The 14,978-nt window shown below is 57.9% G+C and carries 23 protein-coding genes and 1 pseudogene; 5 read left to right on the top strand and 19 right to left on the bottom strand.

The features are described 5' to 3' along the window. Positions 1-23: 23 nt before the first annotated feature. From ptsP to B9Z49_RS06095, 5 genes are read right to left on the bottom strand one after another with little or no spacing between them, the layout of a single operon-like run. Positions 24-1,772 carry a phosphoenolpyruvate--protein phosphotransferase gene (gene ptsP, locus B9Z49_RS06115; RefSeq protein WP_108352561.1) on the bottom strand — a complete coding sequence of 583 codons (1,749 nt, stop codon included), beginning with the start codon at positions 1,770-1,772 and terminating at the stop codon, positions 24-26. 3 nt (positions 1,773-1,775) lie between these two features. Continuing rightward, entirely contained in the window at positions 1,776-2,045 is a 270-nt protein-coding gene (locus tag B9Z49_RS06110; RefSeq protein ID WP_108352560.1) for an HPr family phosphocarrier protein, read from the bottom strand. Then, entirely contained in the window at positions 2,014-2,457 is a 444-nt protein-coding gene (locus B9Z49_RS06105) for a PTS sugar transporter subunit IIA (RefSeq protein WP_108352790.1), read from the bottom strand. Before B9Z49_RS06105 ends, B9Z49_RS06110 begins: the two co-directional genes overlap by 32 nt. After that, entirely contained in the window at positions 2,454-3,749 is a 1,296-nt protein-coding gene (locus tag B9Z49_RS06100; protein ID WP_108352559.1) for an MFS transporter, read from the bottom strand. Before B9Z49_RS06100 ends, B9Z49_RS06105 begins: the two co-directional genes overlap by 4 nt. Beyond that, positions 3,746-4,294, bottom strand: coding sequence for a hypothetical protein (locus B9Z49_RS06095; protein WP_108352558.1), 549 nt, complete (start codon positions 4,292-4,294; stop codon positions 3,746-3,748). Before B9Z49_RS06095 ends, B9Z49_RS06100 begins: the two co-directional genes overlap by 4 nt. 53 nt (positions 4,295-4,347) lie before the next feature. Here B9Z49_RS06095 and B9Z49_RS06090 point away from each other — a divergent pair, with 53 nt between their 5' ends. From B9Z49_RS06090 to B9Z49_RS06080, 3 genes are all read left to right on the top strand, one after another. Then, complete coding sequence (locus B9Z49_RS06090) at positions 4,348-5,592, top strand: CaiB/BaiF CoA-transferase family protein (RefSeq protein WP_108352557.1); 1,245 nt, start codon at positions 4,348-4,350, stop codon at positions 5,590-5,592. Beyond that, positions 5,592-6,320, top strand: a complete 729-nt coding sequence (locus B9Z49_RS06085) for an alpha/beta hydrolase family protein (RefSeq protein WP_108352556.1) — start codon at positions 5,592-5,594, stop codon at positions 6,318-6,320. The genes B9Z49_RS06090 and B9Z49_RS06085 overlap by 1 nt, the downstream gene beginning before the upstream one ends. A 102-nt stretch (positions 6,321-6,422) precedes the next feature. Next, entirely contained in the window at positions 6,423-6,950 is a 528-nt protein-coding gene (locus tag B9Z49_RS06080) for a peroxiredoxin (RefSeq protein ID WP_233254533.1), read from the top strand. Between the two features lie 38 nt (positions 6,951-6,988). Here B9Z49_RS06080 and B9Z49_RS06075 read toward each other — a convergent pair whose 3' ends face one another. Continuing rightward, positions 6,989-7,441, bottom strand: a complete 453-nt coding sequence (locus B9Z49_RS06075; protein WP_108352555.1) for a cytochrome c — start codon at positions 7,439-7,441, stop codon at positions 6,989-6,991. 99 nt (positions 7,442-7,540) lie between these two features. On the opposite strand from B9Z49_RS06075, the gene B9Z49_RS06070 reads away from it, so the two are divergent. Then, positions 7,541-8,203: a cytochrome b/b6 domain-containing protein gene (locus tag B9Z49_RS06070; RefSeq protein ID WP_108352554.1), complete on the top strand. Its 663-nt coding sequence runs from the start codon at positions 7,541-7,543 to the stop codon at positions 8,201-8,203. A gap of 61 nt (positions 8,204-8,264) precedes the next feature. Further along, the gene (locus B9Z49_RS06065; protein WP_108352553.1) at positions 8,265-8,750 is read left to right on the top strand and encodes a GNAT family N-acetyltransferase; all 486 of its coding nucleotides are present in this window, start codon (positions 8,265-8,267) and stop codon (positions 8,748-8,750) included. A gap of 55 nt (positions 8,751-8,805) precedes the next feature. Here the strand turns inward: B9Z49_RS06065 and B9Z49_RS06060 are convergent, their stop codons facing one another. From B9Z49_RS06060 to B9Z49_RS06000, 13 genes and pseudogenes are all read right to left on the bottom strand, one after another. Further along, entirely contained in the window at positions 8,806-9,312 is a 507-nt protein-coding gene (locus B9Z49_RS06060; protein ID WP_108352788.1) for a peroxiredoxin, read from the bottom strand. Between the two features lie 104 nt (positions 9,313-9,416). After that, positions 9,417-9,686 (bottom strand): 30S ribosomal protein S17, encoded by a 270-nt coding sequence (gene rpsQ / locus B9Z49_RS06055; protein ID WP_053172811.1) that lies wholly within the window; start codon positions 9,684-9,686, stop codon positions 9,417-9,419. Positions 9,687-9,695: 9 nt separating this feature from the next. Continuing rightward, complete coding sequence (gene rpmC / locus B9Z49_RS06050; protein WP_108352552.1) at positions 9,696-9,890, bottom strand: 50S ribosomal protein L29; 195 nt, start codon at positions 9,888-9,890, stop codon at positions 9,696-9,698. A gap of 17 nt (positions 9,891-9,907) precedes the next feature. Continuing rightward, the gene (gene rplP, locus B9Z49_RS06045; protein ID WP_108352551.1) at positions 9,908-10,324 is read right to left on the bottom strand and encodes a 50S ribosomal protein L16; all 417 of its coding nucleotides are present in this window, start codon (positions 10,322-10,324) and stop codon (positions 9,908-9,910) included. An 11-nt stretch (positions 10,325-10,335) separates the two neighbouring features. Next, positions 10,336-11,214, bottom strand: a complete 879-nt coding sequence (gene rpsC, locus B9Z49_RS06040; protein ID WP_108352550.1) for a 30S ribosomal protein S3 — start codon at positions 11,212-11,214, stop codon at positions 10,336-10,338. Between the two features lie 14 nt (positions 11,215-11,228). After that, entirely contained in the window at positions 11,229-11,558 is a 330-nt protein-coding gene (gene rplV, locus B9Z49_RS06035) for a 50S ribosomal protein L22 (RefSeq protein ID WP_019426902.1), read from the bottom strand. Positions 11,559-11,567: 9 nt separating this feature from the next. Next, on the bottom strand, positions 11,568-11,846 hold the full coding sequence (rpsS, locus tag B9Z49_RS06030) for a 30S ribosomal protein S19 (protein ID WP_007847809.1): 279 nt from the start codon (positions 11,844-11,846) through the stop codon (positions 11,568-11,570). Positions 11,847-11,856: 10 nt separating this feature from the next. Further along, positions 11,857-12,681, bottom strand: a complete 825-nt coding sequence (gene rplB / locus B9Z49_RS06025; protein ID WP_019426904.1) for a 50S ribosomal protein L2 — start codon at positions 12,679-12,681, stop codon at positions 11,857-11,859. 2 nt (positions 12,682-12,683) lie between these two features. Next, positions 12,684-12,998, bottom strand: coding sequence for a 50S ribosomal protein L23 (rplW, locus tag B9Z49_RS06020; protein ID WP_108352549.1), 315 nt, complete (start codon positions 12,996-12,998; stop codon positions 12,684-12,686). Beyond that, the gene (gene rplD / locus B9Z49_RS06015) at positions 12,995-13,615 is read right to left on the bottom strand and encodes a 50S ribosomal protein L4 (RefSeq protein ID WP_108352548.1); all 621 of its coding nucleotides are present in this window, start codon (positions 13,613-13,615) and stop codon (positions 12,995-12,997) included. Before rplD ends, rplW begins: the two co-directional genes overlap by 4 nt. Further along, entirely contained in the window at positions 13,615-14,280 is a 666-nt protein-coding gene (gene rplC, locus B9Z49_RS06010; RefSeq protein ID WP_108352547.1) for a 50S ribosomal protein L3, read from the bottom strand. Before rplC ends, rplD begins: the two co-directional genes overlap by 1 nt. Before the next feature lie 181 nt (positions 14,281-14,461). Beyond that, positions 14,462-14,776 (bottom strand): 30S ribosomal protein S10, encoded by a 315-nt coding sequence (rpsJ, locus tag B9Z49_RS06005; RefSeq protein ID WP_019426908.1) that lies wholly within the window; start codon positions 14,774-14,776, stop codon positions 14,462-14,464. A gap of 76 nt (positions 14,777-14,852) precedes the next feature. Beyond that, positions 14,853-14,978, bottom strand: a pseudogene (locus B9Z49_RS06000) (elongation factor Tu); the annotation flags it as partial.

Raw genomic sequence — 14,978 nt, 5'->3', positions numbered from 1 at the left:
AGTCACGCCTGTGCCCGCTGTTTTCAGCGGGCCATGTAACTCGCCGGGTCATCGCTGTCCAAAACCTGCTCAGCCCATAGCGCCAGCTTGGCGCAATCCGAGCGCAACACCTGTTGCTTGACCGACAGAATTTGCGAAGGATGCATGGAGAAGCTGCGCAAGCCCAAGCCCAGCAACAACCGGGTCATGGCCACATCGCCCGCCATCTCACCGCACACTGAAACGCTTTTGCCCTGCCGATGGCTTTCGGCAATGGTGTCAGCGATCAGGTGCAACACGGCCGGATGCATGGGATCGTACAAATGCGCAACAGACTCGTCAGCGCGGTCAATGGCCAAGGTGTACTGAATGAGGTCATTGGTGCCGATGGACAAAAAGTCAAAGTGTTTGAGAAACAAGCGCAAAGACAAAGCCGCCGCCGGGATTTCGATCATCGCGCCCAATCGCACCGGACCATGGGCTTCGCCGCGGCGGTCCAGTTCGTGGCGGGCTTGCGCGATCAGGGCCAGCGTTTGACGGATCTCGCTGCCATGCGCCAACATGGGGACGAGCAAGTTGACTTGACCATGCGCTGCAGCACGCAAAATAGCACGCAATTGGGTCAAGAACATGGCCGGGTCGGCCAAGCACCAACGAATGGCGCGCAAGCCCAGCGCAGGGTTCAGGTGAGAAGCTTCATGACGGGTGTCGTCCAGCGGTTTGTCGGCCCCCACGTCCACCGTGCGGATGGTCACTGGCAAGCCATTCATGCCTTCCACCGCACGGCGGTAGGCTTGGTATTGCGCCTCTTCGTTAGGCAAATGGCCCTGGCGGCCCATGAACAAAAATTCACTGCGGAACAGCCCCACACCAACCGCGCCCGCCGTGATTGCAGCCACGGTGTCTTCAGGCATTTCGATGTTGGCCAACAGCTCGATTTTTTGACCATCGAGCGTGACGGACGGGGTATGGCGCAAGCGCGCCAGGCGCTCACGCTCCAGATCGCCCTGCCGCTGCTTGAAACCGTAATCGGCCAAGATGATGGGTGAAGGGTCCACGATGACCACGCCCGCATCACCGTCGATGATCACCCAATCGTCTTGTTTGACCAACTGGCTGGCGGTGCGTGCACCCACCACCGCCGGAATATCCAGGCTGCGCGCCACGATGGCCGTGTGCGAGGTCTTGCCGCCGACATCGGTCACAAAGCCAGTGAAAACACTTTGTTTGAACTGGAGCATATCGGCGGGCGACAGGTCGTGCGCCACGAGCACCAGGGGCACATCGGTGTCGCCCAGTTGCAGCTCTTGCTGGGGCCGCTGGGGTCGCTTGGTTTGCGCCACCATGGGCCCTGTGCCCTTGAGGCAGTGCAGCACCCGCTCGCCCACTTGCTCCATGTCGGCCTTGCGTTCGCGCAGGTAAGGGTCTTCCATTTCCTCGAACTGACGCACGATGATGTCGAGCTGACTGGTCAGTGCCCACTCGGCGTTGTACAGGCGGGTTTTGATCCATTGCACCACGCCAGAGGTCAGCTCTTCGTCTTGCAGCAGCATCAAGTGCACATCCAGCAGGGCATCTAGCTCGTGCGGCGCGTCCTTGGGCATGTCTTTTTGGAGGCGCTGCAGCTCGTCAACCACCGCATCGCGGGCCACGCGCAAACGTTGGATTTCGGCGTTGACCTGGTCGGGCTTCACAAAGTAGTGGGCCACATCGGCCCGGCTGGAGGCCACCAAAACGGCACGCCCGATGGCGATGCCGCGCGCCACTGCCAGGCCATGGATGCTGAAGGTCATGGCTTATTCGCCTTCGCCAAACTTGTCGTCGATCAGGGCCAACAGCGCCGTCAAGGCTTCTTCTTCTCGCTCGCCCAGGGTCTCAACCATCACCTCACTGCCCAGACCGGCGGCCAACATCATCACGCCCATGATGCTTTTGCCATTGATGCGCCGCTCACCCTTGCTCATCCAGACATCGCAAGGAAAGCTGCCCGCCAGTTTGGTCAACTTGGCCGATGCGCGGGCATGCAAGCCCAGTTTATTGCTGATGGTCACGTTGGCTTGGGGCATGTCTCTGTCCGGTTTGGTTTTGGGGTGCGGTGCTGCCCACGGGCATCACGCCCTGGGTGCCGCCTGCGTGGGCGCGTGCGGCCAGCGCATCCAGGCTTTCGTGTCGATAGCACACGCTGCGCAGCAGCATGGGCAAATTGGCCCCGGCTACCAGACGCGTGTGCAGCCCATCGCCCAGCTGCTGGGCCACATTGCAGGGCGTGGCACCAAACACGTCACTGAGCAGCAACACATCTGGCGTGTCCAGCGCGGCCATGGCCTCGCGCGCGCGGGTCAGGCTGTCTTCGGGTGTGTCGTTGGGCAACACGTCCAGCGCCAGCACGCCATTGGCGCAATCGGGAAAGACGTGCAGGGCGCACTCGCGCAAGGCGGTGGCCAGCGGAGCATGGGCGATGATGAGGATGCCGATCATGGTGGGGTCTGATTATCGACTCTGCGCGGGGTTTTCAGCACGAAGAACGCCCAAGAAGCCACCGATGCAACGCCGAAACAGGCCAGTGCCACCTGGTAGGCCTGGGCATTGGCCAGGCCCAGGCCGCGCCCGGCATCGACCAGCAAGCCTATGCCCCACTGCACCACAAAAATGCCCGCAAAAATCACCAGGTTGTAAGCCGACAAAGCGCGCCCCGCCAAGTGCGATGGAAAAGCCATGCCAACTGCCGGCTGGGCCAGCGACACGAAGGTGCTGCTGACGCAAAACAGCGCCACGCCCACGGCCGCGGCGTCGCCTATGGCAGGGCCAATCCCAACCAGGGCCGCGATGACCCCAAAACTCAATGGCAATCCCCAGGCGATCAGGCGCTCGACCGGGATGCCCCGGCGTGCCAGTCCCGGCGTGATGAGGCCCCACAACCAAAAGGTCACCAGCATAGCCAGGTTAATCAGGAACAAGCCCGATGCCGCCTCAGACGCCGTCCAACCCGCCACCTGCGTCATCCAAGGGCCCGCCCACAGGGTCTGAATGGCCACCATGCCGCCGTAGGTAAAGAAGCCAATCGGTGTCATGCGCCAAAAATAAGCGCTGCGCCAGATTTCGCGGTAACTGCCGTCGTCGTCGAGTGGCGTTTGCAATGTGGCTACCGTGGGCGTGGACTTTTGCCATACCGGCACCAACAAGGCGATCAACAACATGGCGATGGCGATCATCACGCCCAGCATCACAAACAGGGCGCGCCAGCCCCAGATGGGCATGAGCCACTGCACAGGCAAGGTGGCCGCCAGCATGCCCAAAGACCCCGTCATCAGCATCCACGAGTTGGTGCGCAACTGGGTGCTGGCGTCAAACCACCGCCGGTAACCTGTGAGTGGGGCCATCAAACAAGCACTCACGCCCATGCCACACAACACGCGCGCAGCCAGCAAGCCATGAAAACTGTCGGCCCACGAGAAAGCCAGGCAACCCAGCACCGCAAAGCTCAAAAAAGCCAGGATGACTTTTTTGGGTCCGTGCTGGTCCAGCCAGCGCCCTAAAGGCAGTTGGGTGAGCGAAAAGCCCAAAAAGTACCCTCCTGCCAGCAGGCCGAGGTCTTGCGCACTCAGGCTGAATTCGCTGGTCAAGGTGGGCGACAGGGTGGCGGTGATGGCCCGAACCAGGGCAGAGAAAAAATAGGCCAGCGCAAAGGCCAGAAACACCACCACCGCCATGCGGCGCGGCAAGTGGTCGGGATGCGTCAATGTGTTGCTGCTCACGATGGTGACGCTCATGGTTGGATACTTTCAAACAAGGTCATGGACAATTCCACGGCGATTTTGCGGTCATAAATAACGGCATGGACCAGCCTCACCCGCTCTCCTTCAGCCACCGCTCCCCACACAGCGTCCATGTTCACCGGCTCGCCATTGGCGCGCAGGCCCGGGGCTTGTACCCGCAAAGAAGTCGCCAAGGGCAACTGGCCAGGGCGATGCCAAGCCTGCTGCCGCCCGGCCGCCAAGGGTTGTGTCACGCGGGCATTGTCCAGGGTGACTTTTTGCCAGGCGGCCATCACCGCGCTGGCGTCGGACCCGGCAGGCAAGGCAGCGCTCATCACCGCCACCATGGCAGTGCCGCTTTCGCAGCCCACGACTTGCAAGTCGACAGGCAAGCCGCCCAAGGGCACGCTGCGGGTGGTTCGGTCAGGTTTGCAGGGCAATTGAACTTTGAGCGCACTGCCCTCAAAAGTCACGTCCCGCCAGTTTTGTTCAGGGCTGCAAGCGCTCAAAGTCAGGGCCCCTAAGAGGCAGGCCATCAGGGCCGAGGAATGAATTCGCATGGGGTGATTATCCTGATCAGCAGCCGCATTGGGTTTTGGCGACAATGTGTCCCATGAATTCACTTGACGGCATCCGCGTTCTCGACCTCTCCCGCGTTCTGGCGGGCCCTTGGTGTACCCAGACTTTGGCCGACCTGGGGGCCGATGTCATCAAGATCGAGCGCCCCGGCACTGGCGACGACACCCGCACCTGGGGGCCACCCTTTTTGAAAAATGCCCAAGGCCAAGACACCGCCGAGGCCGCCTATTACTTGGGGGCCAACCGCAACAAGCGGTCGGTGACCTGCGACATCGCCCAAGCAGAGGGTCAAGCCCTGATCCGGGAATTGGTCAAGCATTGCGACGTCTTTGTTGAAAATTTCAAGGTCGGCGACATGGCCCGTTACGGCTTGGACTACGCCAGCCTGAGCGCCTTGAGCCCCAAACTGGTGTATTGCAGCGTAACCGGCTTTGGCCAGACCGGCCCTTACCGCGAGCGGGCAGGTTACGACTACGCTGTTCAGGGCATCGGCGGCCTGATGAGCGTGACCGGCGAACGGGACGACTTGGGCGGAGGCCCGCAAAAAGTGGGCGTGGCTGTCGCCGACCTGTTCACCGGCATGTACGCCACCGTAGCCATCTTGGCGGCACTGCGCCATGTCGAACGCACCGGCCAAGGCCAGCAAGTGGACATGGCCTTGCTCGACACCCAGGTGGCCATGCTGGCCAATTTGGGATCCAACTACCTCGTCAGTGGCAAAGTGCCGGGTCGCGCTGGCAACGCGCACCAAAACATCGTGCCCTACCAAGTGTTCGAAGTCATGGCCCCGACCGGCTCAGCGCCCGGCAGCCGCGACCACCTGATTTTGGCAGTGGGCAACGACGGGCAGTTTGCCAAGTTCTGCACCGTAGCGGGTTGCCCCGAACTGGTGCAAGACGCACGCTACGCGCTGAACGCTGACCGGGTTCGCCACCGTGACACGCTGGTGCCCCTGCTGGAGGGCATCCTGAAAACCCGCACCAAGGCCGACTGGCTGGCAGCCCTCGAAGCCGCCAAGGTGCCTTGTGGGGCGATCAACACCCTGAGCGAGGTCTTTGTGGACCCACAAATCCAGGCCCGCGGCATGGTGCAGGATTGGCAACACCCCATCAAACCTGACCTGAAACTGGTGGCCAGCCCTATCAAGATGAGTCGCACCCCTGTTCGCCAGGACTTACCACCTCCCATGCTGGGCCAGCACACTGCCGAAGTTTTGTCCGAAGTACTCGGCTGGAATGCTGAAAAACTGGGCCTTCTGCGTGACAAAGGGGTGATTTGATGGCCAACTTCTTGCTGGTTCACGGGGCTTGGCACGGCGCATGGTGTTGGCAGCGGGTCCTGCCAGGCTTGATGGGTGCCGGGCACCGCGCCCATGCCGTCACCTTGACCGGGGTGGGTGAACGCGCCCATCTGCTCCACCCCAGCATCGATCTGGAAACGCACATCACGGACGTGATGGCCGCCATGGACGCCGAAGAAATGGACGAGGTGGTTCTGGTGGTGCATTCGTACGCTGGCATGCTGGGTACCGCCATGGCCGACCGCAGACCCGAGCGCTTACGCCAACTTGTGTATCTGGATGCAGTACTGCCCAAACCCGGCGAAAGCTGGAGCAGCACCCACGCTAGCACCACCCGGAACGCCCGCATCACTGCTGCGCAAGGCCATCCCTTGCACGCCTTCCCCGCGCCCGACCCTTCGGTTTTTGGCTTGAGCGATGCCGACCATGCCTGGGTACAAAGACGTCAAACCCCACACCCGGGCGGCCCTTACACACAAGTGCTCGACTTTGATCCGCAGCGCGTCGCCAGCGTACCGCGCACCTTCATCAACTGCACCTCGCCGCCTTTGGGCACCATCGATGTCAGCCGCCTGCGCATGGTGGACCCTAAATTCTGGGATGGATCTTGGCTGCCAGGCGCACAAGTGTTGGAGATGCACACCGGTCATGATCCCATGGTCAGTGACCCGCAAGGTCTGTTAGCGCTTTTGCTGGGTCTGGTTTGAAGTTAACTGCTGCTTCCGTGCATCTGCGCGATGAACGGCAGTCATGGGCAGCCGCAATGCCCCCATACCGGCTGACGTGGCAAACGGATTAAACTTTCAACCATGAAAACGCTGCTGGCCATGCTCTTGAATCTGCGACTTATAGGTTGCCGTTTGTTGTTCTGGAGTGGGTTACTGGGCGTGACTTTGGCCCTTTGGGGCTGCTCTGGTGACCGCGCGCCTGAATCCACCTTTGTTTTACTCGATGGCTCCCAGGTCACCTCCAAGCAATTGCAGGGGAAAGTCGCTTTGGTGAATTTTTGGGCCACCAGTTGCACCTCCTGTGTGGCCGAGATGCCAGAACTGGTGGCCACTTACAACAAGTTCAAAGACCGCGGCTATGTCACCTTGGCTGTGGCCATGAGCTACGACCCACCCAGTTATGTGGTCAATTTCGCCCAATCGCGACAACTCCCCTTTGGGGTGGCCATTGACAATACAGGCAAAGTCGCTCGCGAGTGGGGCGAAATCAAACTCACGCCCACCACGTTTCTCGTCAACAAGCAGGGCGAAATCGTCAAGCGCTTTGTGGGGACGCCTGACTTTGCAGAGCTGCACAAACTGATTGAAAAACTCTTGGCAGAAACCTGAGCAGCAGGCCCTTTGGCCCGCTGCTCAGGAAGCCTTCATCAATCTTTGCGGAAGTTGTCGTGGCAGGCTTTGCAAGACGCTGCGGCTGGGCCAAAAGCAGCTTTCAAGGCGTCGATGTTGCCTGCCTTGGCAGCCACATTCAATTTGCCCATTTCAACTTGCATTTTGTCTGCCGCGTCCTTGTACTTGGCAGACTCTTTCCAGATTTCTGGCTTGGCGCGGGTGTCGCCTTTGTCTGTACCCTCGCCAAAGGCGGCCCAAGGCAACTTGGACAGAGTCAATGCCACATCGGCATTTTCGGCAGCGGCTTTGGCGTCATAGGGCACGCGTCCATTGGCCATCGCACCCAATCGGCCAAAATGAGCGGACATCACCGTGAAACTTGCTTTGCGGTACTTGACCGCATCCTCCGGCTTGGCAAACTGCGCTTGAGCAGGTAAGGTCACGGCCATCGCCATGGCCAAGCTAAAAAGACCTGACATTCTTTTCATGTTCAACTCCAAATGAGATATGTGTTGGCCAAAGTGCAATGCTCTGACTGCAACATAGTTTCTCATATCTTGGCTTTAATCGCATCCATGAAAGTCCTTATGGTTCAAGTTCACATCTGGGATCTTCCCACCCGCCTTTTTCACTGGGGGCTGGTGCTTTGTGTGACTGGCCTGGTCATCACGGGCAATATAGGTGGCAACGCCATGCAGTGGCATTTCCGTTTGGGTTATTGCGTTTTGACACTTTTGCTGTTTCGCGTTCTCTGGGGTTTTTTTGGCGGCTACTGGTCTCGCTGGTCACAGCTGCCCATCAGTCCTTCGCGCGTTTGGGCTTATCTTCAAGGTCGCGACAAGTTCACTCAATTTGCGGGTCACAACCCTTTGGGATCCTGGTCCGTCGTGGCTTTTCTACTGATTTTGTTCTTGCAAGTGGGCACGGGTCTCATCAGTGACGATGAAATCGCCAACATGGGGCCGTTGTCCTCACTGGCTTCCGGCCAATGGGTCGCTCTGGCCACCAGCTGGCACAAAGGATGGGGCAAGACCACTTTGATCTTTTTGGTCTGCATTCATTTGCTGGCCTTGACCTGGTACCGCTGGCGAAAAAACCAGGCGCTGGTGCCCGCCATGTGGCATGGGGACAAGTCCATGTCTGATCCGTTTGTCCCCTCAGCCGACCATGGCCGCTCGCGTGCTTGGGCCTTGGTGCTGCTGTTGGTTTCGGCCATGGCTGTTTTCGGCCTTGTCTCCATAGGCAGCTGAGCCCATGACGGCCACTCGGCTGCAGCTACACTGTGGTTTGGTTTTTTAGTCCAACTTGCTCATGCCAATCGTTCTATTGCAGCAACCGGCCAGTTCTTCTGACTGGGAGTTGACGCGCGCCATCTTTCAGGACTATGCACAAAGCCTGAAAGTGGATTTGTGTTTCCAAGGTTTCGAAAACGAACTTCAAAGTTTGCCTGGTGAATACACCGAACCTCGGGGCGCACTCTTGTTGGCTTGGGTTGACGATGCTTTGGCAGGGTGCTGCGCCTTGCGCCCCTTGGACAGTTCTGATTACGCCAATGCAGCTGAAATGAAACGCCTCTATGTCCGCCCAGCTTTCAGAGGTTTGGGTTTGGGCCGTCGATTGACCGAAGGCATTCTCGACGCCGCCCGCAAAGCGGGTTACAACTGCGTCCTGCTCGACACACTGGATGACATGGAGTCAGCCCGGGCCCTTTACGAAGACTTGGGCTTTATGGAGATACCGCCCTACTATCACAACCCCTTCGCGGGGGCCCACTACCTCAAAGTCGACATCGCTTGAGCCGCCCAAGAGGAAAAAAAGGGATCCAAGGTCCCTTTTTTTTGGCCAGTGGCATTCAACCTTTGGCTTGCGCCAGCAGCGTCGCCGCATCGCTGACTTCAAATTTACCAGGACCTTCGTTGTTCAAGCTTGCGACTTTGCCGTCTTTCACGAGCATGGAGTAGCGGTTGCTGCGCACGCCCATGCCACGACCCGTCAGGTCCAAGCTCAAGCCGGTGGCCTTGGTGAAATCGGCACTGCCGTCACCCAACATGCGAACTTTGGCACCTGTTTTTTGTTCACGGGCCCATGCACCCATGACGAAAGCGTCGTTCACGCTCACGCACCAAATTTCATCGACGCCTGCCGCTTTCAAGGCATCGTGGTTTTCTACGTAACCTGGAACATGCTTTGCCGAGCAGGTGGGCGTGAAAGCGCCAGGCAAGGCAAACAGGGCAATGGTTTTTCCTGCTGTGGCTTTGGCCACGTCCACCGGATTGGGGCCAATGCTGCAGCCGTTGCCCTCCACTTCAACGTATTCCATCAGGGTGACTGCTGGCAATGTATCGCCGACTTTGATCATGTTGTGCTCCATTTGAATGTTTGGCTAATGCGCCGAAGGTAAAAAAAAACGACCCACCATTGTGGGTCGTTTTCAGAAAGTTTGCACAAGTCCGGGTTTTAAACTCAGACCGCTTCGGCTTTCTGCACCAGGCGGCTGGCCACCCAGTTTTTGGTCTTCGAAATCGGACGGCTTTCCGTGATTTCGATGGTGTCGCCCAGGTGGTATTGACCTGTTTCGTCGTGCGCGTGGTACTTGCTCGACTTGGCCACGATCTTGCCGTAAAGCGCGTGTTTCACACGACGCTCGACGAGCACGGTCACGGTCTTGGCACGCTTGTCGCTGACCACCTTGCCAATCAAGGTGCGCTTGAGGGATGTTTTAGCTTCCGTCATGGTCACTCCTTACTTGGCGGCTTGCTTTTGGGCAAGGATGGTTTTGGCACGAGCGATCGAGCGACGGGTTTCGCTCAACGTTCCGGTATTGCCGAGTTGTTGCGTGGCTTTTTGCATACGCAGGCCAAAGTGGGCTCTTTGGAGCGCTTTGATCTCGTCTTTCACACCAGCAACGTCTTTTTGGCGCAATTCAGCAGCGTTCATTTCTTGTTTCTCCTGAATTATTGGCCAATCATGCGTGCCACAAAAGTGGTGCGCAAGGGCAACTTGGCAGCGGCCAATTTAAAGGCTTGGCGGGCCAACTCTTCTGGAACGCCTACGATTTCGTAGAGCACCTTTCCGGGTTGGATCTCAGCTACATAGTATTCGGGGTTACCTTTACCGTTACCCATACGCACTTCAGCAGGCTTAGTGGAAATCGGCTTGTCAGGGAACACACGAATCCAGATACGACCGCCACGCTTGACGTGACGGGAAATCGCACGACGTGCGGATTCGATCTGGCGGGCCGTCAAACGGCCACGGTCTGTGGACTTCAGGCCGAAGTCACCGAACGCCACCGTGTTGCCACGGGTAGCGACGCCGGTGTTACGGCCTTTCTGTTCCTTGCGGAACTTTCTGCGAGCAGGTTGCAGCATGTAATTACTCCTTATTGACCGTCAGCTGCTGCAGCTGGCGCGGCGACTGTGCGTACGCGCTTAACGGCGGGTTTGGCATCACCACCTGCGCCGGCAGGCTTGTCGCTGCCATCGGTAGGTGCTGTGTTGGTGCCAGCGGGGCGACGTGGGCCGCCTCGGCGATCGCCTGCGGGGCGCTCACCTGGACGTGCATCACGGCGTGGACCACGTGGGCGGCGTTCTTCTTCGGCACGAGGCTCGGCCAGTGCAGGAGCGTCATTGCGACCCAAGGTGTCACCTTTGTAGACCCAGACCTTGACACCGATGATGCCGTAGGTGGTCTTGGCTTCGGAAGTGGCGTAGTCGATGTCAGCGCGCAGGGTGTGCAATGGCACACGGCCTTCGCGGTACCACTCGGTACGCGCAATTTCGATGCCGTTCAAGCGGCCAGCCGACATGATCTTGATGCCTTGGGCACCCAGACGCATGGCGTTTTGCATGGCGCGCTTCATGGCGCGACGGAACATGATCCGCTTTTCGAGCTGTTGCGTGATGCTGTCAGCGATCAGTTGCGCATCGATTTCAGGCTTGCGCACTTCTTCGATGTTCACGGCCACTGGCACACCCAGACGAAGAGCGAGTTCTTTCTTGAGCAACTCGATGTCTTCGCCTTTCTTGCCGATCACCACACCTGGACGAGCCGAGAAAATGGTGATGCGGGCGCTCTTGGCTGGACGCTCAATCAGTACGCGGGAAACCGCGGCATTCTTGAGCTTGGCCTTGAGGTACTCACGCACCTTGATGTCCTCAGCCAGCATGCCGGCGAAGTCTTTGTTGCTGGCGTACCAACGGCTGGACCAGTTACGGCTCACGGCCAAACGGAAGCCGGTAGGATGGATTTTTTGTCCCATGTTTCTTCCCTGGCTTAGTTGCCGACCGTCACATACACATGGCATGTGGGCTTGCTGATACGGTTGCCACGGCCTTTGGCACGGGCTGTGAAACGCTTGAGCGTGGTGCCTTGTTCGACGTAGATGGTTTTCACCTTCAACTCGTCAATGTCGGCGCCGTCATTGTGCTCAGCGTTGGCGATGGCGGACTCGAGAACCTTTTTGACGATGCCCGCAGCTTTTTTCTGCGTGAATGTCAGGATGTTCAGAGCTTGATCCACTTTTTTACCGCGAATCAAATCGGCGACCAAGCGGCCTTTATCGACCGACAAACGGACGCCCCGGAGGACTGCACGTGTTTCCATGGTCTTTCCTTATTTCTTCTGGACTTTTTTGTCCGCAGGATGACCCTTGAATGTCCGGGTCAGTGCGAATTCGCCCAATTTATGACCAACCATTTGGTCGGTCACATAAACAGGAACGTGTTGCTTGCCGTTGTGAACGGCGATGGTCAGACCGATGAAATCGGGCAGAACCATGGAGCGACGCGACCATGTCTTGACGGGCTTTTTGTCTTTGGTGGCAACGGCTTTTTCAACCTTTGCCAGCAAATGGTGGTCAACGAAGGGACCCTTTTTGAGAGAGCGTGTCATTGTCTAACCCTTACTTCTTGCGACGCGACACGATCATGACCTGTGTGCGCTTGTTGTTACGGGTACGGTAGCCCTTGGTGAGGTTGCCCCACGGGTCTACTGCATGACGGCCTTCGCCGGTACGGCCTTCGCCACCACCGTGCGGGTGATCCACAGGGTTCATGGCTACGCCACGAACCGTTGGGCGGATACCCATCCAACGCTTGACACCGGCCTTGCCCAATTGGCGCAGGCTGTGTTCTTCGTTGGCGACTTCACCAATCGTGGCGCGGCACTCGATGTGGATCTTGCGAACTTCACCGGAGCGCATACGCACCTGAGCGTAGATGCCTTCACGAGCCAGCAAGGTAGCCGAAGCACCTGCCGAGCGTGCGATCTGGGCACCCGCACCGGGCTTGAGCTCGATGCAATGGATGGTCGAACCCACGGGGATGTTACGAATAGGCAAGGTGTTGCCAGCGCGGATCGGGGCTTCTGCACCCGACATCAGCGTTGCACCGGCTTCAATGCCACGAGGTGCAATGATGTATCGGCGCTCGCCATCGGCGTAACACAACAAAGCAATGTGCGCAGTACGGTTGGGGTCGTACTCAATGCGCTCGACTTTCGCCGGAATCGCATCTTTGTTGCGCTTGAAATCGACCACACGGTAGTGGTGCTTGTGACCACCGCCTTTGTGGCGAGTTGTGATATGACCGTTGTTGTTACGGCCGGACTTCTGATGCTGGGGTTCCAGCAACGGCGCGTAACCTTCACCTTTGTGCAGGTGGTCACGCGTGACTTTCACCACGCCACGACGGCCTGGGGATGTCGGTTTGATCTTGATGACAGCCATGATTACGCGGCCTCCCCAGACAGGTTCAGCTCTTGACCTGGTTGCAGCGTGACATAAGCCTTGCGAATGTTGTCGCGACGGCCAATGGTCTTGCCAAAACGCTTGGTCTTGCCCTTGGTATTCACCACAGACACGCCTTTGACCTCGACCTTGAACATCAATTGCACAGCGGCTTTGATTTCAGGCTTGGTAGCGTCCTGCAGCACTTTGAAAGTCACGGTGTTGGTTTTTTCAGCAACCATGGTGGCCTTTTCGGACACGATGGGGGCCACCAGCACGGACATCAGACGACCTTCGTCAAACTTCACGGCGCTCATGCAAACATCTCCTTGAGTTTGTCCATGGCGCCTTTGGTCACGAGGACTTTCTTGAAGTTCACCAAAGACACGGGATCGGCGTAACGTGGTTCAACAATCAGGATGTTGATCAGGTTGCGCGATGCCAGGTACAAGTTTTCGTCGACTTCGTCGGCGATCACCAGCACGTTGTCGAGACTCATAGCCTTGAACTTGGCAGCGAGCTGCTTTGTTTTGGGCGTGTCAACCTTGAAAGAATCCACCACGGCCAGTCGACCTTCGCGGGCCAACTGGGAGAAGATCGAAGTCATACCCGCGCGGTACATCTTCTTGTTGATTTTCTGTGTGAAATTTTCGTCGGGCATGTTCGGAAAAATCCGACCACCACCACGCCACAAAGGCGAGGAAGTCATACCAGCACGAGCGCGACCCGTACCTTTTTGTTTAAAAGGCTTCTTGGTGGAGTGGTGAACTTGTTCACGGTCCTTTTGAGCGCGAGTGCCTTGACGGGCATTGGCCTGGTAAGCCACCACGATTTGGTGGATCAGGGCTTCGTTGTATTCACGACCGAACACAGTCTCGGGCGCGTCCACTTTGGATGCGGCTTGACCTTGGTCGTTCAGGAGTTCGAGCTGCATCAGTTCGCTCCTTTAACTTTAACGGCGGGACGCACAGTCACGAAGCCGCCTTTAGAACCAGGAATGGCGCCCCTGATCATCAGCAGACCACGGGCTTCGTCAACGCGGATGACGGCCAGGTTCTGCGTGGTGCAAGTGACATCTCCGAGGTGACCCGACATTTTTTTGCCAGGAAACACGCGGCCAGGATCTTGTGCCATCGAAATCGAACCAGGCACGTTGTGCGAACGGCTGTTACCGTGCGATGCGCGCTGTGATTTGAAGTTGTGACGCTTGATCGTGCCTGTAAAGCCTTTACCGATGGAGGTGCCTTGCACGTCCACTTTCTGGCCCACAGCAAACACGGCTGCGACAGGCACAGTAGCGCCTGCGGCGTACTGGGCTGCTGTGTCAGAGGTCACGCGGAATTCTTGAATGATTTCACCGGCTTCAACACCGGCTTTGGCCAGGTGACCAGCGATGGGCTTGGTCACGCGCGATGCCTTGCGGGCACCAAATGTCACTTGCAAAGCGACATAGCCATCGTTCTCTTGGGTTTTGACCTGGGATACACGGTTGTTGGACACATCCAGCACTGTGACAGGAACGGAATCCCCATCATCAGTGAACAGACGCATCATGCCCACCTTGCGACCCAGCAACCCGAGGGAGTTACTAAGACTCATTGTTTTCTCCAAAACTTCCACCGTGGCCACTTCAATTGGCAGCCACGTTTGGTGTGTGAAAGACTGTTAATAAATCTCACCTTTATCAAGTGAGCCTGAAATTATAGCTCGACTCGCCATTTATGGCAAGTCGGACTCTATTTCAAGTGTTCGGATGGCTTTTCAGCCATCCCAAACTGCATCACTGCAGCTTGATTTCTACGTCCACGCCTGCAGGCAGATCGAGCTTCATCAGGGCGTCGACTGTTTTGTCAGTCGGATCCACGATGTCCATCAAACGCTGGTGCGTACGGATTTCCAACTGGTCACGGCTGGTCTTATTGACGTGCGGTGAACGCAAGATGTCAAAGCGCTTCATGCGGGTTGGCAAAGGCACAGGGCCCTTGACAATCGCGCCTGTGCGCTTGGCGGTATCAACGATCTCGGCAGCGGACTGGTCGATCAATTTGTAGTCAAACGCCTTCAGGCGGATGCGGATTTTTTGCTTGGATGACATGTCAATTCCTTGTGGTGAGTATTCTGCTTGCTACAGTGCAAAGGCCAATCCTTTGCACTGCTGCGCCACAAAAGAATTAAGCGATGATCTTGGCAACGACGCCAGCGCCAACCGTGCGGCCACCTTCGCGGATGGCAAAGCGCAAGCCCTCTTCCATCGCAATGGGGTTGATCAACTTCACAGTGATCGACACGTTGTCACC

It is taken from the genome of Limnohabitans sp. 2KL-51 (assembly GCF_003063645.1).
In the GTDB taxonomy this organism is placed as follows: Bacteria; Pseudomonadota; Gammaproteobacteria; order Burkholderiales; family Burkholderiaceae_C; genus Limnohabitans_A.
Note: the sequence above shows the minus strand (reverse complement) of the source record. Positions and strands in the feature narration are given on the sequence as shown.

Excerpts from the sequence above, each read along its gene's own strand:
- ptsP (WP_108352561.1), bottom strand. The coding sequence starts at position 1,772 with ATGACCTTCAGCATCCATGGCCTGGCAGTGGCGCGCGGCATCGCCATC.
- B9Z49_RS06110 (WP_108352560.1), bottom strand. The coding sequence starts at position 2,045 with ATGCCCCAAGCCAACGTGACCATCAGCAATAAACTGGGCTTGCATGCC.
- B9Z49_RS06105 (WP_108352790.1), bottom strand. The coding sequence starts at position 2,457 with ATGATCGGCATCCTCATCATCGCCCATGCTCCGCTGGCCACCGCCTTG.
- B9Z49_RS06100 (WP_108352559.1), bottom strand. The coding sequence starts at position 3,749 with ATGAGCGTCACCATCGTGAGCAGCAACACATTGACGCATCCCGACCAC.
- B9Z49_RS06095 (WP_108352558.1), bottom strand. The coding sequence starts at position 4,294 with ATGCGAATTCATTCCTCGGCCCTGATGGCCTGCCTCTTAGGGGCCCTG.
- B9Z49_RS06090 (WP_108352557.1), top strand. The coding sequence starts at position 4,348 with ATGAATTCACTTGACGGCATCCGCGTTCTCGACCTCTCCCGCGTTCTG.
- B9Z49_RS06085 (WP_108352556.1), top strand. The coding sequence starts at position 5,592 with ATGGCCAACTTCTTGCTGGTTCACGGGGCTTGGCACGGCGCATGGTGT.
- B9Z49_RS06080 (WP_233254533.1), top strand. The coding sequence starts at position 6,423 with ATGAAAACGCTGCTGGCCATGCTCTTGAATCTGCGACTTATAGGTTGC.
- B9Z49_RS06075 (WP_108352555.1), bottom strand. The coding sequence starts at position 7,441 with ATGAAAAGAATGTCAGGTCTTTTTAGCTTGGCCATGGCGATGGCCGTG.
- B9Z49_RS06070 (WP_108352554.1), top strand. The coding sequence starts at position 7,541 with ATGGTTCAAGTTCACATCTGGGATCTTCCCACCCGCCTTTTTCACTGG.
- B9Z49_RS06065 (WP_108352553.1), top strand. The coding sequence starts at position 8,265 with ATGCCAATCGTTCTATTGCAGCAACCGGCCAGTTCTTCTGACTGGGAG.
- B9Z49_RS06060 (WP_108352788.1), bottom strand. The coding sequence starts at position 9,312 with ATGATCAAAGTCGGCGATACATTGCCAGCAGTCACCCTGATGGAATAC.
- rpsQ (WP_053172811.1), bottom strand. The coding sequence starts at position 9,686 with ATGACGGAAGCTAAAACATCCCTCAAGCGCACCTTGATTGGCAAGGTG.
- rpmC (WP_108352552.1), bottom strand. The coding sequence starts at position 9,890 with ATGAACGCTGCTGAATTGCGCCAAAAAGACGTTGCTGGTGTGAAAGAC.
- rplP (WP_108352551.1), bottom strand. The coding sequence starts at position 10,324 with ATGCTGCAACCTGCTCGCAGAAAGTTCCGCAAGGAACAGAAAGGCCGT.
- rpsC (WP_108352550.1), bottom strand. The coding sequence starts at position 11,214 with ATGGGACAAAAAATCCATCCTACCGGCTTCCGTTTGGCCGTGAGCCGT.
- rplV (WP_019426902.1), bottom strand. The coding sequence starts at position 11,558 with ATGGAAACACGTGCAGTCCTCCGGGGCGTCCGTTTGTCGGTCGATAAA.
- rpsS (WP_007847809.1), bottom strand. The coding sequence starts at position 11,846 with ATGACACGCTCTCTCAAAAAGGGTCCCTTCGTTGACCACCATTTGCTG.
- rplB (WP_019426904.1), bottom strand. The coding sequence starts at position 12,681 with ATGGCTGTCATCAAGATCAAACCGACATCCCCAGGCCGTCGTGGCGTG.
- rplW (WP_108352549.1), bottom strand. The coding sequence starts at position 12,998 with ATGAGCGCCGTGAAGTTTGACGAAGGTCGTCTGATGTCCGTGCTGGTG.
- rplD (WP_108352548.1), bottom strand. The coding sequence starts at position 13,615 with ATGCAGCTCGAACTCCTGAACGACCAAGGTCAAGCCGCATCCAAAGTG.
- rplC (WP_108352547.1), bottom strand. The coding sequence starts at position 14,280 with ATGAGTCTTAGTAACTCCCTCGGGTTGCTGGGTCGCAAGGTGGGCATG.
- rpsJ (WP_019426908.1), bottom strand. The coding sequence starts at position 14,776 with ATGTCATCCAAGCAAAAAATCCGCATCCGCCTGAAGGCGTTTGACTAC.